The sequence below is a fragment of the Streptomyces sp. NPDC023157 genome (genome assembly GCF_055560575.1).
The window spans coordinates 552,100-575,551 of sequence record NZ_JBVHIL010000003.1; the positions used below are offsets into that span (position 1 = coordinate 552,100).

A 23,452-nucleotide genomic window follows, 5' to 3' on the forward strand; every position below is an offset into this window, starting at 1 on the left:
AACACCATCAACGAGGCAGGGGGAGCCAATGAGCACGGTGTTGTCCACCGGTACGGAGGGGATCAGCGGTCGCGTCGCCGTGGTGACGGGTGCGGGCCAGGGCATCGGCGCGGCCGTCGCCCGGCTGCTCGGGGTGCACGGCGCCCAGGTGGCGCTGTGGGACGCGGCGCCGGAGCCGGTCACCGACGTGGCCGCCGAACTCGACGCCGCCGGTGTCAAGAACACGGCCATGTGTGTGGACGTCCGCGACAGCGCCGCGGTCGAGGCGGCGGCGGAGCGGGTGGAGCGTGAGCTCGGCCCGGTGGACCTCCTGGTGAACGTGGCCGGGGTGCTCCGTACCGGCGCCGTCCTCGACCTCGCCGACGAGGCGTGGGACGAGGTCTTCGGCGTCAACGTGCGCGGGGTGTTCGCGGTCTCCCGCTCCGTCGCCGGCCGGATGGCCGGCCGCGGCAGGGGGGCGGTCGTGACCGTCGCCTCCAACGCGGGCGGCGTGCCGCGTGTGGGGATGGGCGCGTACGCCGCGTCCAAGGCGGCGTCCTCGATGCTCACCAAGTGCCTCGGGCTCGAACTCGCCGGCCGGGGCGTGCGCTGCAACGTGGTCTCCCCCGGCTCCACCGACACCCCGATGCTGCGGGACATGTGGGACGCGGCCGGCGACGGGGCGAACGACGCCACGGTGAAGGGCTCCCTGGAGGCGTTCCGGGTCGGGATACCGCTCGGGCGCGTCGGCACCGCCGAACAGGTCGCGCAGGCCGTCCTGTTCCTGCTCTCCGACCAGGCCTCCCACATCACCCTGCAGGACCTGTACGTCGACGGCGGCGCGGCGCTCGGCTGACCGCCGACGCCCGCCGCCGTCCTCCCGCCGTCGTCCGCCCACGAAGGAGAATCGAGATGGCGATCCCGCCGATTCCGCCCTATCCGCTCCCGACCGAGAGCGAGCTGCCGCGGAACCGGGTGTCCTGGCTGCCGTCGGCCGACCGGGCGGTGCTGCTCGTCCACGACATGCAGCGCTACTTCCTGGCCCCGTTCGACCGCACGGCCGAGCCCGCGGGCCCGCTCCTGACCCATGTGCGCCTGCTCCTGGACACGGCACGCGCGCTGGGCATCCCGGTCGCCTACACGGCCCAGCCCGGGGACATGGACCCGCGCCAGCGCGGGCTGCTCGCCGACTTCTGGGGGCCGGGCATGAGCAGCGCCCCGGAGGACCGGGAGCTGCTGCCGGAGATCGCGCCGACCGGTGATGACACGGTGCTGACGAAGTGGCGCTACAGCGCCTTCCACCGCACCCCGCTCACCGAGCTGATGCGGGACCGGGGACGGGACCAGCTGATCGTGGTCGGGGTCTACGCCCACATCGGCTGCCTGGCCACCGCGTACGACGCCTTCGCCCACGACATCCAGCCCTTCCTGGTCGCGGACGCCCTGGCGGACTTCGGCCCGGCGGAGCACCGGCAGGCGCTGGGCCAGGCCGCCGACCGCTGCGCGGCGGTGCTGACCACGTCGCAGGTGGTCGAGGCGATCGGGATCCCAGGAACACGTGATGTGGCCTAGCGGGCGGCCCCAGGAAGCTGAAGGTGACGTTTCGGTCACGGCCGGCCGCGCCCGGAACGATACGAGAGGAAAGCAGTCATGACCTTCATCAGCGAGATCACCGACGGATTCACGCTGGGGCCCGGTGAGGGCCGGCCGATCGGCCACCAGGTGAACCTCAAGGTCGGGCAGGAGACCACCCCGAACCTGCTGGCCGTCGAGTGCGAGTTCGCGCCGGGCTTCGACGTCGGCGCGCACAGCCACTCCACCCACGAGGAGATCTTCTACGTCCTCGAGGGCGAGGTGGAGTTCTTCGCCTTCCAGCCCAAGGTGATCACCTCCGAGCCCGGCTCGTGGACCCAGTGGGAGTCCAAGACCGGCCAGAAGGTGACCCGCGCGACCCCCGGCACGGTGCTGTACGTGCCGAAGGGCACCCCGCACGGCTTCCGCAACCCCGGCGACGTCAAGATGCGCTTCCTGCTGGTCGGCACGCCGGCCGGGCACGAGAACTACCAGCAGGAGATCGCCGACCTGCTCGCCTCGCCCCCGAAGGACGAGGAGGACCTGCGCCGCGCGGTCGAGGAGATCCGCCGCAGGAACCACACCGAGCAGCTGACGCCGGCGGTCCGGGCTCCCTCGGACATGTGACCCGGCCGCCGGGCCGTGGCCGTACGGTTCCGGCCGCGGAGCGCTGAGGGCCGGTCCCCCGACGGGGACCGGCCCGCGGTGCTGCCCGCGCACGGCCACCGGCCCACGGAATGCCGTGTTCACGCCATGCCGTACGCACGCCACGCACGCCACGCACGCCATGCCCGTACGCACGCCACGCACAGCACGCGCGCCAAGCACGCCACGTGCGCCACGCACACCACGCACACCCTCGCTCGCCCTTTCCCCACCCACCCCGACACCGGAGGCCCGATCCCGTGCCCGACGCACCCGTCACCCTGACCGTCTGGTCGGACCTGAGCTGTCCCTGGGCGGCTCTCGCCCTGGACACCCTGCATTCCGAGGCGCTCCGCCTCGACGTGGAGCTGCTGGTCGACCACCGGGCGTTCCCGCTCGAACTCTTCAACAAGATGGCCACGCCGAAGCACATCATCGACAGCGAGATCGTCGCCGTCGCCGGCCGGCTGCCGGAGCTGGGCTGGCGGCTGTGGCACGCCCCGGACTCCACGTACCCGGTCACGATGCTCCCCGCTATGGAGGCCGTGCAGGCCGCCAAGGACCCGGCCGTGGGCGGTCTGGCCGGCAGCGACCAGCTCGACACGGCGCTGCGCCGCGCCTTCCTCGTGGAGAGCCGCTGCGTGAGCATCCCCGCGGTGATCCTGGAGGCCGCCGACAGCTGCCCGCTCGTGGACACCGACGGCCTGGCGCGGGCCATGGCCGAGGGCCGGGGCCGGGCCGAGATCCACCGGGACTGGGAGGAGGCCAAGCGCACCTCGGTGCAGGGCAGCCCCACCCTGTTCGGCACCGACGGGCAGCCGGTGCACAACCCGGGCGCCCGCTACCACTGGTCGAAGGAGGTCCCCCCGCCGGAGGGCGGTTTCCCGGTGCTGGAGGAGTACAGCCGCGACTGGGCGGCGACGCTGCTCGGCGCGAAGGGCTGAACGGGCCGTTCCGGCCTTGTGACGGACCGACCGGTTGACGCGATTCCGCATGGCTGACCGGCCGGTTCCCGTCGTCGATCAAGATCCCACGAACACGTGATGTGTACGCGCCCCCGGAGGGGGATGCTGCGTATGTCACCGAGGGCAGCGGAGGGTGAGGAGCTATGGAGAACGTCCCCGTAGTCGTGGTCGGTGCAGGACCGGTCGGGATGATGACAGCACTGGAACTGGCCCACCACGGTGTGGCCTGTGTGCTCGCCGAGCAGAACGCCGGCCCGACCGTGCATCCCAAGATGGAGTTCACCAACCCCAGGACCATGGAGCACCACGCCAGGCTCGGGGTGGCGGACGACATCCGCAGGGCGGGCGTCCCCGCCGAGTACCCCTTCGACGTGCTCTGGTCGACCGGTCTCGACGCCGAGCGGCTCGCCGTCTGGCAGCAGCCCTCCGTCGAGGAGAAGTGGCGGCAGATCCGGGAGAACGAGGACGGCGGGCAGCCCAGCCAGCCGTACCAGCGCGTCTCCCAGGCCGACCTGGAGCCGGTCCTTCTCGACCACTGCCGTCGTCACCCCCTGATCGACGTGCGCAACCTCTGGCGCTTCGAGTCGCTCCAGCAGGACGCCGACGGTGTCACCAGCACCTTCCGCGACCTGGACGCCGACACCACCCGCACGGTGCGCTCTCGGTACGTCGCGGCCTGTGACGGCGCCGGCAGCGCCGTCCGTCGGGCCGTCGGGATCCCGCTGACCAACGGCGGCATCGCGGACGGCGAGGGCGGCGAGGTCCACGACCTGCCGGCCGCCTACTCCGTGACCTTCCGCAGCTCCGACAGCGAGAGCCTGTTCCGGCACGGCTACTTCTGGCACTACTTCACCAACCGCTACGTCATCATCTCGCTCGACGAGGCCGGCACCTGGGCTCTGCACTCGATGCGCCAGGAGGACTTCGATCCGCCGCCCGCCGATCCGGCGGCCTGGATCCGTGCCCAGCTCAACATCGACCTGGACATCGACGAAGTGCACGTCACCTCGCGCTGGACGCCGAAGTACCTGATCGCCGACGGCTACCGCTCCGGCCGGGTGTTCCTCGCCGGTGACGCCGCGCACCAGATGTTCCCCTCCGGCAGCCACGGCATGAACACCGGCGCCGGCGACGCGGTCGACCTGGGCTGGAAGCTGGCCGCGGTGCTCAACGGGTTCGGCGGGTCCCGGCTGCTCGACAGCTACGAGGCGGAGCGGCGCCCGGTCGGCCTGCGCAACATGACCATGTCGCGCCGCCACCTCGACGTGCACTTCCGGTTCATGCGGCTCGGCGCGGAGGGCGCGACGCCCGCGGAGCAGGGCCGCTTCCTCGCCGCGCAGCCGGGCGAGAACACGTACGAGGGCATCTACCTGGACTACCGGTACGCCGGATCGCCCATCGTCTGGGCCGACGGGACCAGCGAGCCGCCCTCCGACCCGCTGCGGTACGTCCCCAGCACCTGGCCGGGCTCCCGCCCGCCGAGCCTGGTGCTGGAGGACGGCGAGCAGCTCTTCGACCGGTTCGGCCGCGAGTTCACGCTGGTCGACACGGTGGGTGAGGGGCAGGCCGACGCGCTGCTGGCCGCGGCCGAGGCGGCCGGACTGCCGCTCACCCACCTCGTGGTGAAGGACGACCGGGTGCGGGACCTGTGGGCCTGCGACCTGGCGCTGGTACGCCCGGACCAGCACATCGCCTGGCGCGGGGACCGCTCCCCCGCCGACCCGGCCGCCGTCATCGACCGGGTGAGGGGCGCAGCGAGTGACGAAGCGCCGCCGACAGGGGCGGCGAACTCGTGACGGGCATTGCAGATTCGTTTTATGGAGGCGTCAGTGGCGACCGAACAGTTTGAGAAAAGCAATACCACCCGCAGCGACGCGGGAACGGCGAATGGACGGGCCTGGCTGATCCTGGCGCTGGTGTGCGCCTGTCAGTTCATGGTGATCCTGGACTCGTCCATCGTGAATGTCGCCCTGCCGTCGGTCCGCGAGGACCTCGGCTTCACCGACACCGGTCTGGCCTGGGTGGTGAACGGCTATCTGCTCACCTTCGCCGGCATCATGCTGCTCGGCGGACGCGCGGCCGACCTGTTCGGTCCGCGCCGGATGCTGACCGCGGGTCTGGTCGTGTTCTCGCTGTCGAGCCTCGTCGGCGGTCTCGCGTCCGCCTCCGAGGTCCTCGTGGCGGCGCGTGTGGTGCAGGGTGTCGGCGCCGCGATGATGGCTCCGTCGACGCTGGCGGTCATCAACACGGTCTTCACCGAGCCGGGTGAGCGGGCCAAGGCGTTCGGCGCCTGGGCGTCCTCGGGCGGCGTGGGCGGTCTGGCCGGCGCGATCGTCGGCGGTGCGTTCACGACCGGTCTGTCCTGGCGCTGGGTCTTCCTGATCAACGTGCCCATCGGCGCGCTGCTCATCACCGTGGCGCTCACGCAGCTGTCCGCCGCGCGCAACGCCCGCCGCGAGTCCCTCGACCTCCTGGGCGCCCTCACCGGCACCCTCGGCCTGGCCGCGGTGGTCTTCGGCGTCATGCACATCGCGGACCACGGCTGGGGCGACCCCCTGGTCGTCGGACCGATCGTGGTGGGCCTGGTCCTGCTGCTCGCCTTCCTGGTGGTGGAGACGAAGGTCGCGCACCCGATGGTTCCCCTGAAGCTGTTCAGGAACCGGGGCATCGCCACCGGCAACGCGATGCTGCTGCTGTTCGGCGGGATCGCCATCGCGATGTGGTACTTCACGGCGCTCTTCCTGCAGAACGTCCTCGGCTTCACCGCGCTCCAGGCCGGTCTCGGCCAGACGCCCGCCGCCGTCGGCTTCATGGTGGTCGCCCGCTACGCCTCGGCCTGGCTGCCGAAGGTCGGTGTGCGTCCGCTGATCCTGGCCGGCAGCGCCTGCTTCGTGGCGGGCTTCCTGTGGCTGTCCGCGGCCGGCCCCGGCAGCGGCTACGCGGCGAGCGTGCTCGGCCCGACGCTGCTCATCTCGGTCGGCATCGGTCTGACCTTCCCCACCCTCATGGCCGCGTCGACCGCGGGCGCTCCCGAGGAGTACGCGGGCATCGTCGGCGGTCTCGCCAACACGGCGAGCCAGGTGGGCGGTTCGATCGGTCTGGCGGTGCTCGCGACGGCCGCCGGCGCCAAGGCCGCCGACGCGGCCGCGGGCACCTCCAAGGCGGAGGCCGTGGCCTCCGGCTACGACCTGGTCTTCCTCTGCGCGGCGGGGATCGCCGTGGGCATCGCGCTGGTCAGCCTGGCGGTGCCGAAGAAGGAGAACGCCTGACCCGTTCCGGCTTCCCGGGCGCGCCCCCTGCCGACGGCTTCCCGCCGTCGACAGGGGGCGCGTTCGCGTATGCCCGGGTACGGCGGCGCCTGCCCGACGCGCCCTACCACAAAGGCGATTCAAAAGGGATCCCCCGGTACGCGTGCTACCGAAATTCACCCGTTCCCGGACCGTTCCCGTGCCGTTCCCGGGCATCACGAGAGTCCATTAACCCGCCCCACCGGGCCCTTTCGCAGATCGCATGAATACGTGATGCTCCACAACTCCCCGTGCGACAGCCTGTATTCACGCCTCCGCTGAGCGGCCGGCCCGAAAAGACCTCGCCCGACCGGGTATTCACCACGCACTGAATCTGGGAGCGAAATACAATGTCGGACACTTCGATCGACCCCTCGACCGGTTCCATCGAGCCGCTGCGTGAGCTCTTCTACGGGCACTACAGGTTCCAGTACCTGAGCGCCGCCTGCCAGTTCGGCCTCTTCGAGGTGCTGGGGCGCGAGCCCGGCCTCACCCGGAAGGACGTCGCCGACCGGCTGGGCATCCAGGAGCAGCCGGCCCGCATCCTGCTGCTCGGCTGCACCAGCGCCGGCCTGCTGCGCAAGGAGGACGACCGCTACTACAACACGGCGGTCTCCGAGCCGCTGGCCGGCAAGCTGGACGACATCCCGGCCGCGTTCGTGCCGTGGGAGCAGCAGATCAACTACCGGCCGATGTTCTGGTTCTACGAGTCGCTGAAGGAGTACAGCAACGTCGGCCTCCAGAAGGAGGTCCCGGGCGACTCCCCGACGCTGTACGGCCGCCTCGCGCTGGACCCGGCGAAGGAGACCGTGTTCCACAACATGATGGGCTCCGTGAGCCGTGTCATGGCCGAGGAGCTCGTGCAGGAGCTGGACCTGTCCGGCTACACCCACCTGCTGGACATCGGCGGCGGTACGGCCGTCAACGCGACGCACCTGGCGCGCCGCTGGCCGCACCTGCAGATCACCATCGCCGACCTGCCCACCGTGGCGGAGCGCGCCAACCAGAAGATCGCCTCGCTCGGCCTGAGCGACCGGGTCCGCGCCGTCGGCCTCGACGTCTTCAAGGACGAGTTCCCCAAGGGCTGCGACGCCGTCCTCTTCGGCCACTTCCTGGAGATCTGGTCGGCGGACCGCAACAAGGAGCTCATCGCCAAGGCGGCCCGCGCCGTCGAGCCCGGCGCCGGCCTGTTCGTGGCCACCCCGCTGGCCCACGACGACGAGACCGGCCCGGACGTGGCGGCCGCCCTGTCCGCGTACTTCCTGACCATCGCGTCGGGCGAGGGCATGGTCTACACGCCCAAGGAGTACGAGGAGTGGGCCGCCGAGTTCGGCTTCGAGGCGAGCGGCCGCCTCCACGTCGGCATCGGCGACATCGTCATCAAGGGCACCAAGCGCTGATCCGCCCGGCCCACGTCTGACCCAGAACGCCCGCTTCCCGTTCTCTCCCGGGGAAGCGGGCGTTCTGCGTCTCCGGGGGCAGGCAAGGGGGCGTGCTGTCTAGGGTGATCACCAGTTGGTGCAAGCCCCCGCCGCCCCCGACCTTCCCGAAGGAGCCGCGATGCGTGTCGCCCTGTTCCTGACCTGTGTCAACGACACGCTCTACCCGGACACCGGCCGTGCCGTGGTGCGGCTGCTGACCCGCCTCGGCGTCGACGTCGACTTCCCGCAGGGGCAGACCTGCTGCGGGCAGGCCCACTACAACACCGGCTACCGGCACGAGGCCGAACCGCTCGCGCGGCGCTTCGCGGAGGTCTTCGGCGGTTACGAGGCGATCGTGACGCCCTCCGGTTCGTGCGGGGCGATGGTGCGGGAGCTGTATCCGCGGCTGGGCGAGCGGGCCCGGTCGGAGGGGCGCGGGGACGAGCTGGCCACGGTCCTGGCGCCCGTGGTGCCGAGGACGTACGAGCTGACGGAGTTCCTCGTCGACGTGCTGGGGGTGACGGACGTCGGCGCCCACTACCCGCACCCGGTCACGTACCACCCCACGTGTCACGGGCTGCGCGGCCTCGGGCTCGGCGACCGTCCGCTGCGGCTGCTGCGGGCGGTGAAGGGGATCGACCTGCGGGAGCTGCCGGGTGCCGAGGAGTGCTGCGGCTTCGGCGGCACCTTCGCCCTGAAGAACCCGGACGTCTCGGCGGCGATGGGCGCGGACAAGGTGCGCAGCGCCGAGTCCACCGGCGCGGAGGTGCTGTGCGCGGCCGACAACTCGTGTCTGATGCACCTCGGAGGGACGATGGCGCGCCTGCGAACGGGGTCGGGGCCGGGGCTGCGGACCGGGCTGCGGGCGGTGCACATCGCGGAGATCCTGGCGAGCACGGAAGAGGAGCCCTTGGCATGAGCGGACAAGGCACCTTCGTCGGCATGCCGGCGTTCCCCGAGGCGGCGCGCGAGGCCATGGCCGACGAGCGGCTGCGCGGCAATCTGCGGCACGCCACCCACACGATCCGCGCCAAGCGGGCCGCCGCCGTCGCGGAGCTCGCGGACTGGGCGGAGCTGCGGGAGGCCGGCCGGCGCATCAAGGACCACACGCTGCGCCATCTGGACCACTACCTGCTGCGGTTGGAGGAGGCGGTGACGGCCGCCGGAGGCACGGTGCACTGGGCGGCGGACGCGGCGGAGGCCAACCGGATCGTCACCGGCCTGGTGAAGGCCACCGGCGAGTCTGAGGTCGTCAAGGTCAAGTCGATGGCCACCCAGGAGATCGGCCTCAACGAGGCCCTGGAGGCCGAGGGCATCCGCGCCTACGAGACCGATCTCGCCGAACTGATCGTGCAGTTGGGCGACGACCGGCCCTCGCACATCCTCGTCCCCGCCATCCACCGCAACCGCGGCGAGATCCGGGACGTGTTCCGCTCCGAGATGAAGGAATGGGGCCGCCCGGCGCCCGAGGGCCTCACCGACTCCCCCGCCGAGCTGGCCGAGGCGGCCCGGCTCCACCTGCGGGAGAAGTTCCTGCGGGCCAAGGTCGGCATCTCCGGCGCCAACTTCATGGTCGCCGAGACCGGCACGCTGGTCGTCGTCGAGTCCGAGGGCAACGGCCGGATGTGCCTGACCCTGCCCGAGACGCTCATCTCGGTCGTCGGCATCGAGAAGACGATCCCGACCTGGCGCGACCTGGAGGTGTTCCTCCAGACCCTGCCGCGCTCCTCGACCGCCGAGCGGATGAACCCGTACACCTCCCTGTGGACCGGCACGAGCGACGGCGACGGGCCGCGCGCCTTCCATCTGGTGCTGCTCGACAACGGGCGCACCGACACCCTCGCCGACGACGTGGGCCGACAGGCGCTGCGCTGCATCCGCTGCTCGGCCTGCCTCAACGTCTGCCCGGTGTACGAGCGGGCCGGCGGGCACGCGTACGGCTCGGTCTACCCGGGGCCCATCGGCGCCATCCTCAGCCCCCAGCTGCGCGGGACGGCGAGCGAGATCGACGCCTCCCTGCCGTACGCCTCCACCTTGTGCGGCGCCTGCTACGAGGTCTGCCCGGTCGCCATCGACATCCCGGAGGTCCTCGTCCACCTGCGCGAACGCGTCGCCCAGGGCGGTCCGGCGACCCGCGCGGGCAACAAGGTGGTGCTGCGTCCGGCGAAGGGCCACGCCGCCGAACGGGCGGCGATGCGCGCGGCCCGCTGGGCGTTCGGCCGGCCGGGCGTGCTGCGCACCGGCCAGCGGCTCGCCGCCCGCACCCGGTGGCTCCACCCCCGGACGCTGCCCGGCCCCGGGCGGGCCTGGAGCGCCACCCGGGACCTGCCGCCGGTGCCGGCGGAGCCGTTCCGCGACTGGTGGGAGCGGACGAACGGCGGCCGGAACGACGGTGGCACCCCGCAGGACCGTGAGGAGACACGATGAGCAGCCGGGACCGGGTCCTCGGCCGGGTGCGGCGCGCCCTCGCCGGACTGCCGGCGGACCCCGAGCCGTACGAGGAGGCCGTCCCGCGCGCCTATCTGCGGCAGCACGGCGAGCGGAGCCCCGAGCGGACCGTGGACCTGCTCGCGGAGAACCTGACGGACTACCGGGCACTGGTGCACCGCTGCACGCCCGCGGAACTCCCGGCGCTCCTCGCCGAACTGCTGACGGCACGGGGCGCGCGGACCGTGCTCGTGCCGCCGGGCCTCGACCCCGGGTGGCTCGCGGCGAGCGACGCCGAACGGATCCCGGACCGCGCCGGGAGCACCCCCGCCGAACTCGACCGGATCGACAGCGTGGTCACCGGCTGCGCGGTGGCCGTCGCCGAGACCGGCACCCTGGTCCTCGACGGCTCCGCCGACCAGGGCCGCCGCCGGATCACCCTGATCCCGGACCACCACGTCTGCGTGGTGCGCGTCCCCGACCAGGTGGTCGCCTCCGTCCCGCTGGCCCTCGGCCGCCTCGACCCGACCCGCCCGCTGACCTGGATCTCCGGTCCTTCGGCGACCAGCGACATCGAACTGGACCGGGTGGAGGGCGTGCACGGCCCGCGCACCCTGGAGGTCGTCCTGGTCGGCGACCGGCCCTAGGACGCGTGCCGGGGAGCGGACATTCGCCCGACCCGGTCGGGCGAATGTCCGCTCCCTGGCGTGGCGCGGCGCGGCTGCGGTGGTACGTCGTCGGTCATGCAGCCAGCCGCACCGCCCACGGTCGCCCCGTTCCTCCGCACGGCCGCCGCCTACGCGTGGCGGCTGCTGGTCGTCGGCGCGCTCGTCTACGCCCTGTTCTCCGTGCTCGGGCGGTTCCACGAGGTCGCGGTGGCGGTCTTCCTCGGCCTGGTGATCACGGCGCTGCTGCGCCCGGTCGCCGATCTCGTCGCGCGGAAACTGCCCCGCCCCCTGGCGGTGGCCCTCACCCTGCTCGCCGGCATCGCACTCGTGCTCGGCGCGCTCACCCTGGTCGGCGAGGCCGTCGCGGGCGAGAGCGCGACCCTGGCACGGGAGTTCCGGGACGGCATCGGCCGGATCGAGCGCTGGCTGCAGCGGCCGCCCTTCCGGCTGAACCCGCGGGCGCTCACGGACGTCCAGTCCAAGATCGGGGACTTCCTGTCGAGTCACCGGTCGACCCTGGTCAGCCAGGCGCTGAGCGGGGCGCACCAGGTGGTGGCGGTGCTGACCACCCTGGTCCTCGCGGTGTTCTGCTCGGTGTTCTTCATCCACTCGGGAGACCGGCAGTGGGACTGGTTCCGGGAGCAGTTGCCGCCGTCCGCGCGCCGCCGGGTGGGCGTCGGCGGGCTCGCCGCCTGGCGCACGTTCACCGGCTACACCCACGGGATCGTCCTGGTCGCCGCTACCAACGCGATCCTCGTCGGCATCGCCCTGTGGCTGCTCGGCGTGCCGCTCGCGGTGCCGCTGGCGCTGCTGGAGTTCCTGGCCGCGTTCATCCCGCTGATCGGCTCCCCGGTCGCCCTCGCGGTGGCGGCCGTCGTGGCGCTCGCGTCGAAGGGCCCGTGGGTGGCCGCGATCGTGATCGCCCTGATCGTGATCATCGGCCAGATCGAGGGCCACCTGCTGCACCCGCTCGTCATGAGCTGGGCCGTGCGGCTGCATCCCCTGGTGGTGGCCCTCTCGGTGGTCGCGGGAACGATCGCGGCCGGCATCCTCGGGGCGGTGGTGGCGGTGCCGTTGGTGTCGGTGGTGTGGTCGGTGCGTACGGCGTTGCGCGAGGAGGGTGGGGTGGAGGGGACGGAAGCGGGTGGAGCGGAAGCGGGTGAGGCTGGGGCGGGTGGAGCGGGGGCGGGAGGCTCGGGGGCAGGTGGCACTGGCGCGGCGGATGACGGCGGACCGGGCGGGGCCGGTCCCTCCGACGCCTGACGACCGGCCCCGGACTCAGGCGCCGGGCCGCCCTCGGCCCGAGGCGGCGATGCTGAGTACGTTGGCACCGACGACGGCCCCGATGGCGGCCGCCTCGATCCAGCCGAGGCCCTGGCCGAGGCCGATCCAGCCGACCAGGGCCGCGAGGACGGGGTTGACGCTCATGAAGAGCCCGAAGGCGGCGGGCGGCACGTGCCGCAGGGTGAACAGGTCCACCAGGTACGGCACGGCCGAGGCGAGCAGACCGGCGGCGACCGCGTACCCGAGGGACGCGGACGTCGGCGGGTGGTGCAGGACGACGTAGAGCCCGATCGGCAGGAACATGACGGCGGACAGCAGCGCCGCCGCCGCGCTGCCCTGGGCGCCGGGGACGCGGCTGCCGACCGTGCGGTTGAGCAGGATGTACGAGGCCCAGCACACCGCCCCGAGCAGCCCCGCGCCCATCCCCACGTAGTCGGTGGTGGGCTGCGGGCGCATGAGGACGACGACCCCGGCCGCCGCCACAACCGCGCAGAACGCGTCGACCCGGCGGCGGGTGGCGGCCAGCGCGATGGCGAGCGGCCCGAGGAACTCCAGGGTCACGGCGAGCCCGAGGCCCACGCGGTCGATGGCGGTGTAGAGGGACAGGTTCATGGTGCCGAAGACGACCGCGAGCAGGGCGACCGGCCGCCACTGGCGCCAGGTGAAACTGCGCAGCGCGGGCCGCCCGACGGCCAGCAGGACGGCGGCGGCGACGTACTGGCGCACCGCGACCACGCCGACGGGCCCGAGGACGGGAAAGGCGAGGGAGCCGCTGGCGGCGCCGATCTGGTTGGACAGACCGCTGCCGAGCATGGCGGCGACGCCCGCCGAGGAGGCGCGCGGCGTCGGCCCGGTGCGCGGTGCCGGGGCGGTTCCGGCGGCAGGAGCAGAGTGCATGAGCAGATCGTCGGGGCGGGGCCTCCTTGCGCAAAATGCATGAACGAGTCAGATCTATACGCTGGAGTCATGGACGACAGGAACGGCACGGGCGGCGCGGGTGTGGAGCTGCGGCAGCTGCGCTGTCTCGTGGCGATCGTCGACGAGGGCACCTTCACCGACGCGGCGCTCACGCTCGGCGTCTCCCAGGCGGCCGTCTCCCGCACCCTCGCCTCCCTCGAACGAGCGCTCGGCGTACGCCTGTTGCGGCGCACCTCGCGCTCGGTGACCCCGACGGCGAACGGGATACGGGTGGTGGCGCACGCACGGCGGGTGCTCGCGGAGGCGGACGAACTGGTCCGGGAGGCCACGTCCGGGCAGCGTGTGCTCCGGATCGGCTACGCCTGGTCGGCCCTGGGCCGGCACACCCCGGCGTTCCAGCGCCGGTGGGCGGCGGCGCATCCGGAGGGCGAGCTGCAGATGGTACGGGTGAACACCGCGACCGCCGGGCTCGCGGAGGGCTCGTGCGATCTCGCGGTGCTGCGCAGGCCGCTGGAGGACCGGCGTTTCGACTCCGCGATCGTGGGGCTGGAACGGCGGCTGTGCGTGATGGCCGCCGACGATCCGCTGGCCCGGCGCCGTTCGGTGCGCCTGGCCGACCTGACGGGTCACACGCTGCTGATCGACCGGCGCACCGGCACCACCACGCCGGAACTGTGGCCACCGGACTCCCGGCCGGCGACGGAGGAGACCTTCGACGTGGACGACTGGCTCACCGCGATCTCCACCGGCCGGCGCATCGGCATGAGCGCGGAGGCGACCGCGAGCCAGTACCGCCGCCCGGGGGTGGTGTACCGCCCGGTGCGGGACGCCGAGCCGGTCGCGGTCCGGCTGGCCTGGTGGCGGGACGACCCGCACCCCGCCGCCCCCACCGTCATCGAACTGCTCACCGCGCTCTACCGCGAGGCGTGACGGGCGGGGCTCCCCCCTATCCCTCGATCAGCGCCGTGCCGCCGATGAGGATCCGGGGCCCCGGACGGGACACCCCCGCCCCGGCTCCCGCCCCCACCCCCGCCCCCACCCCCGCCCCGGCATCCCGCCGGTCCACGACCGTGGCCGTGATCCGCGCGGGGCTGCCGAGCGCGTCGCCCATGTCGACGGCGAGGTCGGTGTGGCCGCGCGTGGCCAGGTGGGCGGCGAGGCAGGCGGTGCTGTTGGCGTTGGCGATGTCCTCGGGGACCCCGATGGAGGGCGCGAACATGCGGGCCGCGAGGGATCCCGAGGGGGACGGCGGCGAGTGGACGTAGGCGCCGAGGAGTCCGAGCCGGTCGCAGGCGGCGCGCAGCCGGGCGGGGTCCGGCGCGAGCGCGGCGAGGGCGGCCCGGGAGTCCACGGGCACCAGGATCCGTTCCCGGCCGACCCCCGCGACCTGGACGTCCGGGCCCGCTTCGCCGGGGGCGAGGCCCAGGGCGGGCAGGACGAGGGCGAGTTCGGCGGGGGTGGGTGCGCGCAGGTCGACGGGGCCGGGGTCGAACAGGCCGCTGCCCTGGTCCCCTTCCGCTCGGGCCCGGCCGGGGAGGACGTGCCGGGCGGTGCGGAGGGTGGCGCGGTACGGCTCCCCCGGCGTGGCGCGCGAGGCGAGGAGGACGAGTGCGGCGACGGTGCCGTGCCCGCAGGCGGGCAGTTCTCCCTCGGCGGTGAAGAAGCGCAGGTCCACGGTGGGTTCGGGGGCATCCTCGTCGTGCACGCGGACGTACACGGCGTGCGAGGCGCCCCACGCTCCGGGCACCCGGCGGCGGGCCTCGTCGTCGATCGGCTCGCCGCGCCGGCCCGTCTCCAGGACGACGGCGGTGGGACTGCCGCCGGTCCCGTCGCGTCGGCAGGCATGAACGAGCTTGACCGGCAGGTCTGGTGACAGGCCCTCAGACGGCATGGCCGGCCCGCATCCGGGCGATGTCGGACGCCTCGTACCCGAGTTCCACGAGGATGCGTTCGGTGTGCTCGCCGACGGCCGGCACCGCGCCCATGTGGGGATCGACGCCCGCGAGATCGGCCGGGGGCAGCAGCGCGGGCACCATGGCGCCGCCGGGGATCGGCACCTCGCGCCAGCGGTCCCGGGCGCTGAGCACGGGGTGCTCCAGGAACTCGGCGATGTCGTTGACCCCGGCGTTGGCGACGCCCGCCTCGTCGAGCAGCTTGCCCGCCGTCGCGCTGTCGAGTTCGGCGAACCGGGCGGCGACGAGCGCGTCCAGTTCGTCGCGGTGGGCGACGCGGTCGGAGCCGGTGGCGAACCGCGGGTCGTCGACCAGGCCGGGCCTGCCGAGGAACCGCTCGCAGAGGGCGGCCCATTCGCGCTCGTTCTGGATGGAGAACAGGACGTCCTTGCCGTCGGCGGCGGTGAAGGCGCCGTAGGGGGCGATGGTGGCGTGCCGGGTGCCGACGCGCGGGGGCTGGGTGCCGCCGAAGCGCGTGTAGTAGGCGGGCTGGCCCATCCATTCGGCGAGCGCCTCGAAGAGCGACACCTCGACGGCGCGGGCCACGCCCGTGGTGGCGCGGGTGAACAGGGCGGTGAGGATGCCGCTGTAGGCGTACATCCCGGCGGCGATGTCGGCGACGGACACCCCGGCGCGGGCGGCCCCGTGCTCGTTCCCGGTCAGCGACACCAGTCCGGTCTGGCACTGCACCAGCAGGTCGTATGCCTTGCGGTCGGCCCAGGGTCCGCTGGTCCCGTATCCGGAGACGGTGCAGGGGATCAGCGAGGGGAAGCGCTCGGCGAGCGCCTCCGCGCCGAGCCCCATGCGGGCGGCGGCGCCCGGCGCCAGGTTCTGCACGAACACGTCGGCCCCTTCGAGCAGGCGCTCCAGGACCTCGCGGCCGGCCTCGCTCTTCAGGTCGAGGGTGAGGGACTCCTTCGACCGGTTGAGCCACACGAAGTAGCTGGACTCGCCGTGCACGGTCGTGTCGTACCGGCGCGCGAAGTCCCCCTCTCCGGGGCGCTCCACCTTGATCACCCTGGCGCCGAGGTCGGCCAGCTGGCGGGTGGCGAAGGGCGCGGCCACGGCCTGTTCGAGGCTGACGACGGTGATGCCGGAGAGCGGGAGCCCGTCGGGGCGTGCGGTCATGGGGTGACCTCCTGAGGAAACGGTCCTGGCGCAGCCATGACATTACGCCGCGGGTGTCGGCGCCTCCGCCGGGTAGGCGCTGCCGGAGGCGTCGCAGCGCAGGTCCCAGGCGCCGGCCAGGTCCTGCTCGTGGACGCGGACGATGATCGGGATCTGCCGTGTCTCCCTGATCCGCCGGCACACCTCCAGGCCGCTCATCCCCGGCAGCATCAGGTCGAGCAGGACGAGGTCGGGCTGTGCGCGTTCCAGGGCGAGCAGTCCGGTCTCGCCGCTGGCCGCGGTCTCGATCTCGTGACCGCGCCGGCGCAACGCCAGTGTGACCCCCTTCCGTACGGCCAGGTCGTCCTCGATCAGCAGAACTCGTGTCATGGGTGCTGGTGACTCCGCTTTCCTCTCCGCGATCTTTCCTGGGCCATCGTGCCCCGGATTTCGCCGGATTTCTTGAACAGTGTGCTCGACGCGGATGACGAGCCTTTTCGTGTCGTGTGACGAAACGATGACGGCCTCCGTCCCGGGCATTCCGGCGTGTTTGCGTCGAAGGCATGAACGAGAACGAAACGGAATGCACGAAGCGGGACCGGAAGCGCGGCAGGACGATCGCGGGGGCGATCCTCTCCGGCCTGGCCCTGGCCTCGGTCACGCTGCTGCCCGCGCCGGACGGCGGGTCGGCCGAGGCGGCGGACTCCTCGGACTCCTCGGCCGCCGGGTCCGGCGACGCGGCGCTCGCGCCGGAGCTGCCGGACCCGAAGGTGGACATGGCGATCGTCCGAGGCTCCGAGGACGAGGGGAAGACGGTCAACCTCACCCTCGACGACGGCCCCGACCCGCGCTGGACCCCCAAGGCCCTGGAGATCCTGAAGAAATACGAGGCCAAGGCCGTCTTCTGCATGACGGGGCCCAACGCCGCCGCCCACCCCGACCTGGTGAAGCGGGTCGTCGCCGCCGGGCACCGGCTGTGCGACCACTCGATCGGCCACGACACCGCCATGGACAAGAAGCCGGTCGACTACCAGCGCAAGGAGGTCCTGGACGCCAAGGCCATGATCGATGCGGCCTCGGGCGGCGAACGGGTCTGGTACTACCGCGCCCCCGGCGGCGCCTTCACCCCGGAAAGCCGGCAGATCGCCGCCTCGGAAGGCATGCGGAACCTCGGCTGGAACGTCGACCCGAGCGATTACGAACGGCCCGGTACCGACCAGATCGTACGGGCCGTCCCGACCGTGCTGATGCACGACGGCGGCGGCAATCGCGAGCAGACCATGGCGGCGCTGGAGCAGTTGCTTCCGTGGTTCAAGGAACAGGGCTATTCCTTCAGCTTCCCGAAGGCCGGCTGACCATGTCCCTCATCTCAAGGAATTCCGTGAAATCCGTGTCTCCCCCGGCCGTCCCGCGTGCCGGTCGACTGCTCGCCGTCCTCGGCATGGTCTGGGCGCACTTCGTCCTCACCGGCTGGCTCTCCGCCGCTCCGCCGGGGCGGCCTCCGAACGAATCGGTGCTCTGGATCAACGGCTTCCTCGGCACCCGCTCGCGCGAGATCTTCTTCCTCCTGGCCGGGCTCTCGCTCGCCCTCATGACCGGCGGGCACCGGCCCCGTGCCGGGGACGCCCGGCGCGCCGACGGCCGCCGCGTCCTGGTACGGGCCGGGCTGCTCCTGCTGCTCGGTCTGACGCTCGGCGCCATGGGCGACTGGGAGGTCCAGATCCTGCACTTCTACGCGCTGTGGCTGCTGCTCCTGCTGCCGCTGTCCCGGCTGCGGGTGCCGACGCTGCGCGGGCTCGCGGGCGCGCTCGCGGTGGCGGCGCCCGTCTTCAAGGTCGCCGCCGCGCGGGCCGGCGGGTGGGGGCTCGTCCCGGACCCGATGGACCCGACGGGGCCTCGGCGGCAGCACCCAGGACACCGTCTCGGTCCTGCCGTTCCTCGTGCTCGGTCTGGCGCTGGGCCGGCTCGACCTGCGGGACACGGCGATACGGCTGCGGCTCCTCGCGGCCGGGTCGGCCACGGCCGTCGCGGCGGTGGCCGCCGGGCTCGTCGCGACGTACCCGCTCGGCGCGGCGACGGCGGTGGACGCCTACCGGAACCCGCCGATGCCCGCGCTCCCCACCGACGTTCCCCCGGCGGCAGGCCGCGCGGCACGCCGTGGGCGACCGGAGCGGGTCCGTCAGCGTATGACGGCCTCCGCGAGGGCGTGCAGGCGCAGGGCCAGCTGGATCTCCAGGGCGCGGGCGGGGGTCTGCCAGTCGGGGCCGAGGAGGCGGCCGATGCGGTCGATGCGCTGGGCCACGGTGTTCACGTGGACGTGCAGGTCGTCCTTGGTGCGGGCGGGGCTCATCCCGCTCGCGAAGTAGGCGTCCATGGTGCGCACCAGGTCGGTGCCCCGGCGCCGGTCGTAGGCGACGACCTGGCCGATGGTGCGGTCGACGAAGCCCTCGATGTCGCGGGTGTCGGCGAGCAGCAGGCCGAGGAAGCCGAGGTCCTCGGCGGCCGCGCCCTCGCCCTGGCGGTGGAGCAGCCGCAGGGCGTCGAGGCAGCGGCGGGCCTCCTCGTACGCCGGGGCGACCCGGTCCGGGTGGGCGAGCGGGGCCGTGAGGGGGGCGGAGGCGCCGACGGTGACCGGCTCGTGGAGGGCTCCGCCGAGGTGTCGGGCGGTCTGCCGGGCCAGTTCGGCGGCGCTCTCGCCGGGGCCGAGGGGCAGCAGCAGGACCGTGCCGCCGTCGCGGGCGGAGGCGAGGCCGTGCCGGGTGGCGGCCAGGTGGGAGGCGGCGGAGCGCAGCCGCTGGCGGTCGGCGCTCTCCCGTCCGCCGGTCTCCGGCTCGGCTCCGCCGCCCGCCTGGTCGATGCGGGCGGCGAGCACCACATGGGGCCCGTCGCTGTCGGCGCGCAGCCGGGCGGCGCGCTCGCGCAGCAGTCGCCGGTCGCGGTCGGGCGCGTCGAGGAGGTCGTCGAGGAGCTCGCCGCGGACGCGCTGTTCGGCCTCGCCGGCGGAGCGGCGGGCGAGCAGCAGCAGCGAGGTGACCAGGGCGGCCCGCTCCAGGGTGCGCAGGTCGACGGGGTCGATGTCGGGGCTGCCGCGCAGGACGAGGGCGCCGAAGCTCTCGCCGCCGGCGGAGACGGCGGCGATCCAGTCGTCGCCGTCGCGGGTGGCGTGGCCCTCGGTGATCCGGCCGGGGCGGGCGGTCTCCTCGGTGAACTCGACGGTGCCGCCGAGGACTTCGGAGACGGCGGCGGCCACGTCGTGGACCCCGCCGCCGCGCAGCACGAGTTCGGTGAGCCGGTCGTGGACCTCGGAGGCCCGCTCGATGACGCCGCTGTGCTCGCGGATGATGTCGTTGGCGCGCTCCAGCTCGGCGAGGGCGGAGCGGGTCTCGGCGAGCAGGTTCGCGGTGTCGATGGCGACGGCGGCGTGGGCGGCGAAGGAGCCGAGCAGGGCGACCTGCTCGCGCTCGAAGACCCTGGCCCGCCGGTCGGCGGCGAAGAGGACGCCGATGACCTGGCTGCCGAGGGTGAGCGGCACGCCGAGGATGGCGACCAGGCCCTCGTCGCCGACGGCGCCGTCGATGGGCTCGGTGTGCTGGAAGCGCGCGTCGTGGAAGTAGTCGTCGGTCACGTACGGCCGGGCGGTCTGGGCGACGAGGCCGCCGAGTCCCTCCCCCATGCCGAGCCGGAGCTGCTGGAAGCGGGCGGAGACGGAGCCTTCGGTGACCCGCATGTAGGTGTCACCACGGGCCGGGTCGTTGAGGCTGAGGTAGGCGACCTCGGTGCCGAGCAGGGAGCGGGCGCGCTGGACGATGGCGCGCAGCACGTCGTCGAGGTCGCGCAGGCCCGCGAGGTCGTTGGCGGTCTCGAAGAGCGCGGACAGCTCGGCCTCGCGCCGCCGCCGGCCCTCCAGCTCGGCCCGGACCCGCAGCGCGAGCTGCTTGGCCTGCTCCAGCTGGGCCAGCTCCTCCGGTCCCGCGCCGCTCGCTCGGGCGAGCAGCGCGGGCCGGTCGTACGCCTCGGTGGCGGCGCCGCGGGCGAGGAGCTCCAGGTAGACGGCCTGTTCGTGGGTCATGGTCACAGGGATACCTGCCGTACGGGGGGTCGCACCAGCCCTGGACAACCGCCTGTGGACAACGGACTCGGCGCGCGGGCGCTCAGTGGGCCGTCCAGCCCCCGTCGAGGACCAGCGAGGTGCCCGTGACGAACGAGGCCTGCGGGGCGCAGAGGTAGACCACGGCCTCGGCGACCTCCTCGGGTTCGATGAGCCGCTTCAGCGCCGAGTCCTTCAGCAGGACGTCGGTCAGGACCCGCTCGGCGGGGATGCCGTGGGCGGCGGCCTGGTCGGCGATCTGGCGCTCGACCAGGGGCGTGCGCACATAGCCGGGGTTGACGCAGTTGGAGGTGACCCCGTGCGGGGCGCCTTCGAGGGCGGCGGTCTTGGAGAGGCCCTCCAGACCGTGTTTGGCGGCCACATAGGCCGACTTGAAGGGCGAGGCGCGGAGCCCGTGGACGGAGGAGATGTTGACGATCCGGCCCCAGCCGCGCGCGTACATCTCCGGCAGCGCGCCCCTGATCAGCCGGAACGGTGCTTCGAGCATCACGGTGAGGACGGTGTGGAAGACCTCCGGGGGGAACTCCTCGATGGGCCGGACGAGCTGGAGTCCGGCGTTGTTCACGAGGATGTCGGTGCCCGCCGCGGCCGCCTCGGCGGCGTCGAGGTCGGTGAGGTCGAGCAGCCGGGGCTCGACCGCGCCCGCGAGACCCTGGGCGGCTCCCGCCAGTTCGTCGAGGCCTTCGGCGGCCCGGTCGACGGCTCTGACCCGGGCCCCGGCGGCGGCGAGCCGCAGCGCGCAGGCCCGGCCGATGCCGCTGGCGGCGCCGGTGACGAGCGCGGTGCGCCCGGAGAGGTCGAGGGTGACGGCCCCGGGTACGGGACCGGGCGCGGGGGCCTGGGCCGGTACGGGACCTGATGTGGTGGGGGCGCTCATGCTCCGCACCCTATGAACCGCCCCACCCCCGACCGATGTGTTCTCCACCCACAGTTCAGCCCTGGGAGGTGGTGTCGAACCATGTGGGTTCGTCGACCAGTGCCTTCTCGATCCGGAGGTACGAGAAGCGCTTCATCTCGGGCAGCCGGTCGGTCTCGAACCAGCCGACCTCCAGCGACTCGTCGTCGTTGACCCGGGCCTCGCCGCCGACGGCACGGCAGCGGAAGGAGACGTCCATGAACTGGCACTGGTCGCCGTTGGGGTAGACGACCGGCTTGCGCAGGGTCTGGACGAGCACGATCCGTTCGGCCACGCAGTGCACGCCCGTCTCCTCGTACACCTCGCGGACGGCGCAGGCGGCGGGCTGCTCGCCGGGCTCGACGATCCCGCCGATGACCGCCCACATCCCGGTGTCGGCGCGCCGGCCGAGCAGCACCCGTCCGCGGTCGTCGAAGACGACCGCGCTCACGCCCGGCAGGAAGAGCAGCTGGTGACCTGCGGAGGCCCGGATGTCGCGGATGAAGTCAGGGGTGCCCATGGGGCGACCCTAGATCATCTTCCGGGCCCGGGGCGGGCCGCCCTGGTCAGGCGGCGGCGCCGGTCCGGCCCCGCCGGGCCCGCACGGAACGGGCCGCCGACCAGCCGAGACCGGCCACGGCGAGGGCGACGAGCAGCGCCTCGGGCAGGGTGCCCATGCGGGTCGCGGGGGTCAGCGAGGAGCGCAGCGGCACCTTCTCGACGAGCACGTCCGGCGTGAACAGCTTCGTCTGCGCCACGATCTCCCCGTCGGGGCGGATGACCGCGCTGACGCCGCTGGTGACGGGCACGACCACGCTGCGGCTGTGCTCGACGGCCCGCACCCGGGACATGGCGAGCTGCTGGTAGGTCATCTCGCTGCGCCCGAAGGTCGCGTTGTTGCTGGGCACGGAGATGATCTGCGCCCCGTGCGTGACGGTGTCCCGCACGGCCCAGTCGAAGGCCGCCTCGTAGCAGGTGGCGAGGCCGACCTTGGTGCCGGCGAGGTCGAAGACGCCGACCTTGGTGCCCGCGCCGAAGTCGCGCCGGACCCGGTCGACGTTGCTGTTGAAGAGGCGTACGAAGGAGCGCATCGGGATGTACTCGCCGAAGGGCTGGACGTGCCGCTTGTCGTACTCGGCGACCGGACCGCGCCCGGGGTTCCACTGGATGAGGGTGTTGCGCAGCTTGCCGGTCTCGGGCGCGATGACGGCGCCGATCACGGTGGGCGCGCCGATCGCCCGGACCGCCTGGTCGATGACCTCGTAGGCGTCGGGGTTGGCGTACGGGTCGATGTCGGAGGAGTTCTCCGGCCACAGCACGAGGTCGGGCTGCGGCTCGCGGCCCGCCTTCACCTCGGCGGCGAGCTCCTTGGTGCGGTTGGCGTGGTTGTCGAGCACCGCGCGGCGCTGGGAGTTGAAGTCGAGGCCGAGACGCGGCACGTTGCCCTGCACGGCCGCGACGGTGGCGGTGCCGTCCTCGGCGGAGTCGTCCACGAGTGGCAGCGCGGCCAGCGCGCCGGTGACGGGGACGAGCACGGCGAGGGCGGCGGCGACGAGCGGGCCGCGGGCCGCCGGTGCCGGGGTCTCGTCCGTGCCGGGGCGACGCCGCTTCAGGACCTGGCGCACCACCTCGTACAGGCCGAAGCCGCACAGGGCGACGGCGAAGCCGAGAACCGGGGTGCCGCCGACGGCCGCGAGCGGCAGGAAGAAGCCGTCCGCCTGCCCGAAGGCGATCTTGCCCCAGGGGAAGCCGCCGAACGGCACGCGCGCGCGTGCCGCCTCGCCGAGGATCCACACGGCGGCGGCGAAGACCGGCCAGAGGGGCAGTCGGGAGACCGCGGCGATGCCGAGACCCGCGGCGGCGACGAACAGCGCCTCGACTCCGGCGAGCGCCAGCCACGGCCCGGGGCCCACCTCTTCGCCGGTCCACACCAGCAGCGGGAGCAGGAAGCCGAGACCGGTCAGGTAGCCGAGGCCGAACCCGGCGCGCAGCCTGCGGCCGCGCAGGGTCCAGCCGAGCAGCCCGAACGCGGGCAGCGCGAGCCACCACAGCGGCCGGGGCGGGAAGCTCAGGAAGAGCAGAAGCCCGGACAGGACGGCCGCACCGGGCCGCAGCAGCCGCCGCGGCACACGGCCCCGCCCCGGTACGGGAGCGGGTTCGGGCACGTCTACGGGGGTCATGGTGGTGCTCACGTGCCGGAGTCTAGCCGCGCGCCCTGTGGGCG

Annotated in this window: 20 protein-coding genes and 1 pseudogene; 13 read left to right on the plus strand and 8 right to left on the minus strand. The window is 73.2% G+C overall.

What is annotated here, in order from left to right:
- Window positions 1-28 precede the first annotated feature (28 nt).
- The 11 genes from ACZ3ZE_RS13465 to ACZ3ZE_RS13515 all read left to right on the plus strand — a co-directional run bounded on the left by ACZ3ZE_RS13465 (window position 29) and on the right by ACZ3ZE_RS13515 (window position 12,227).
- Window positions 29-835 (plus strand): 2,3-dihydro-2,3-dihydroxybenzoate dehydrogenase, encoded by an 807-nt coding sequence (locus ACZ3ZE_RS13465; RefSeq protein WP_361173929.1) that lies wholly within the window; start codon window positions 29-31, stop codon window positions 833-835.
- Between the two features lie 56 nt (window positions 836-891).
- Complete coding sequence (locus ACZ3ZE_RS13470) at window positions 892-1,551, plus strand: isochorismatase family protein (RefSeq protein ID WP_361173927.1); 660 nt, start codon at window positions 892-894, stop codon at window positions 1,549-1,551.
- 78 nt (window positions 1,552-1,629) lie between these two features.
- Window positions 1,630-2,178 (plus strand): cupin domain-containing protein, encoded by a 549-nt coding sequence (locus ACZ3ZE_RS13475; protein ID WP_361173924.1) that lies wholly within the window; start codon window positions 1,630-1,632, stop codon window positions 2,176-2,178.
- A gap of 278 nt (window positions 2,179-2,456) precedes the next feature.
- Complete coding sequence (locus ACZ3ZE_RS13480; RefSeq protein WP_467259071.1) at window positions 2,457-3,140, plus strand: DsbA family oxidoreductase; 684 nt, start codon at window positions 2,457-2,459, stop codon at window positions 3,138-3,140.
- A gap of 164 nt (window positions 3,141-3,304) precedes the next feature.
- Window positions 3,305-4,957, plus strand: a complete 1,653-nt coding sequence (locus ACZ3ZE_RS13485) for an FAD-dependent monooxygenase (RefSeq protein WP_361173918.1) — start codon at window positions 3,305-3,307, stop codon at window positions 4,955-4,957.
- A 120-nt stretch (window positions 4,958-5,077) separates the two neighbouring features.
- Window positions 5,078-6,430, plus strand: coding sequence for an MFS transporter (locus tag ACZ3ZE_RS13490; protein WP_361173915.1), 1,353 nt, complete (start codon window positions 5,078-5,080; stop codon window positions 6,428-6,430).
- Window positions 6,431-6,798: 368 nt separating this feature from the next.
- Window positions 6,799-7,848, plus strand: a complete 1,050-nt coding sequence (locus tag ACZ3ZE_RS13495) for a methyltransferase (protein WP_361173912.1) — start codon at window positions 6,799-6,801, stop codon at window positions 7,846-7,848.
- Window positions 7,849-8,008: 160 nt separating this feature from the next.
- Window positions 8,009-8,788, plus strand: a complete 780-nt coding sequence (locus tag ACZ3ZE_RS13500; protein WP_467259074.1) for a (Fe-S)-binding protein — start codon at window positions 8,009-8,011, stop codon at window positions 8,786-8,788.
- Window positions 8,785-10,296, plus strand: a complete 1,512-nt coding sequence (locus tag ACZ3ZE_RS13505) for a lactate utilization protein B (protein ID WP_467259077.1) — start codon at window positions 8,785-8,787, stop codon at window positions 10,294-10,296. Before ACZ3ZE_RS13500 ends, ACZ3ZE_RS13505 begins: the two co-directional genes overlap by 4 nt.
- Window positions 10,293-10,943 carry a LutC/YkgG family protein gene (locus ACZ3ZE_RS13510; RefSeq protein ID WP_361173903.1) on the plus strand — a complete coding sequence of 217 codons (651 nt, stop codon included), beginning with the start codon at window positions 10,293-10,295 and terminating at the stop codon, window positions 10,941-10,943. The genes ACZ3ZE_RS13505 and ACZ3ZE_RS13510 overlap by 4 nt, the downstream gene beginning before the upstream one ends.
- A gap of 96 nt (window positions 10,944-11,039) precedes the next feature.
- On the plus strand, window positions 11,040-12,227 hold the full coding sequence (locus ACZ3ZE_RS13515) for an AI-2E family transporter (RefSeq protein WP_363291487.1): 1,188 nt from the start codon (window positions 11,040-11,042) through the stop codon (window positions 12,225-12,227).
- A gap of 15 nt (window positions 12,228-12,242) precedes the next feature.
- On the opposite strand, the gene ACZ3ZE_RS13520 is transcribed toward ACZ3ZE_RS13515, so the two are convergent.
- Window positions 12,243-13,145, minus strand: a complete 903-nt coding sequence (locus tag ACZ3ZE_RS13520) for an EamA family transporter (protein ID WP_363291488.1) — start codon at window positions 13,143-13,145, stop codon at window positions 12,243-12,245.
- Between the two features lie 69 nt (window positions 13,146-13,214).
- On the opposite strand from ACZ3ZE_RS13520, the gene ACZ3ZE_RS13525 reads away from it, so the two are divergent.
- Window positions 13,215-14,096 carry a LysR family transcriptional regulator gene (locus ACZ3ZE_RS13525; RefSeq protein WP_361173894.1) on the plus strand — a complete coding sequence of 294 codons (882 nt, stop codon included), beginning with the start codon at window positions 13,215-13,217 and terminating at the stop codon, window positions 14,094-14,096.
- Between the two features lie 16 nt (window positions 14,097-14,112).
- On the opposite strand, the gene ACZ3ZE_RS13530 is transcribed toward ACZ3ZE_RS13525, so the two are convergent.
- From ACZ3ZE_RS13530 to ACZ3ZE_RS13540, 3 genes and pseudogenes are all read right to left on the minus strand, one after another.
- A complete protein-coding gene (locus ACZ3ZE_RS13530) occupies window positions 14,113-15,057 on the minus strand; it encodes a PhzF family phenazine biosynthesis protein (RefSeq protein ID WP_467259080.1) in 945 nt (314 codons plus the stop codon).
- Entirely contained in the window at window positions 15,047-16,246 is a 1,200-nt protein-coding gene (locus ACZ3ZE_RS13535) for a CaiB/BaiF CoA transferase family protein (RefSeq protein WP_467259083.1), read from the minus strand. The genes ACZ3ZE_RS13530 and ACZ3ZE_RS13535 overlap by 11 nt, the downstream gene beginning before the upstream one ends.
- 75 nt (window positions 16,247-16,321) lie before the next feature.
- Window positions 16,322-16,615: pseudogene (locus ACZ3ZE_RS13540) on the minus strand (response regulator); the annotation flags it as partial.
- Window positions 16,616-16,788: 173 nt separating this feature from the next.
- On the opposite strand from ACZ3ZE_RS13540, the gene ACZ3ZE_RS13545 reads away from it, so the two are divergent.
- A complete protein-coding gene (locus ACZ3ZE_RS13545; RefSeq protein ID WP_467259086.1) occupies window positions 16,789-17,580 on the plus strand; it encodes a polysaccharide deacetylase family protein in 792 nt (263 codons plus the stop codon).
- 824 nt (window positions 17,581-18,404) lie between these two features.
- Here the strand turns inward: ACZ3ZE_RS13545 and ACZ3ZE_RS13550 are convergent.
- The 4 genes from ACZ3ZE_RS13550 to lnt all read right to left on the minus strand — a co-directional run bounded on the left by ACZ3ZE_RS13550 (window position 18,405) and on the right by lnt (window position 23,420).
- The gene (locus ACZ3ZE_RS13550; RefSeq protein ID WP_363291493.1) at window positions 18,405-20,294 is read right to left on the minus strand and encodes a helix-turn-helix domain-containing protein; all 1,890 of its coding nucleotides are present in this window, start codon (window positions 20,292-20,294) and stop codon (window positions 18,405-18,407) included.
- 82 nt (window positions 20,295-20,376) lie between these two features.
- A complete protein-coding gene (locus tag ACZ3ZE_RS13555; RefSeq protein ID WP_361173876.1) occupies window positions 20,377-21,210 on the minus strand; it encodes a 3-hydroxybutyrate dehydrogenase in 834 nt (277 codons plus the stop codon).
- 55 nt (window positions 21,211-21,265) lie between these two features.
- Entirely contained in the window at window positions 21,266-21,748 is a 483-nt protein-coding gene (locus ACZ3ZE_RS13560) for an NUDIX hydrolase (RefSeq protein WP_361173873.1), read from the minus strand.
- 46 nt (window positions 21,749-21,794) lie between these two features.
- Complete coding sequence (gene lnt, locus ACZ3ZE_RS13565; RefSeq protein ID WP_467259089.1) at window positions 21,795-23,420, minus strand: apolipoprotein N-acyltransferase; 1,626 nt, start codon at window positions 23,418-23,420, stop codon at window positions 21,795-21,797.
- Window positions 23,421-23,452: the final 32 nt, after the last annotated feature.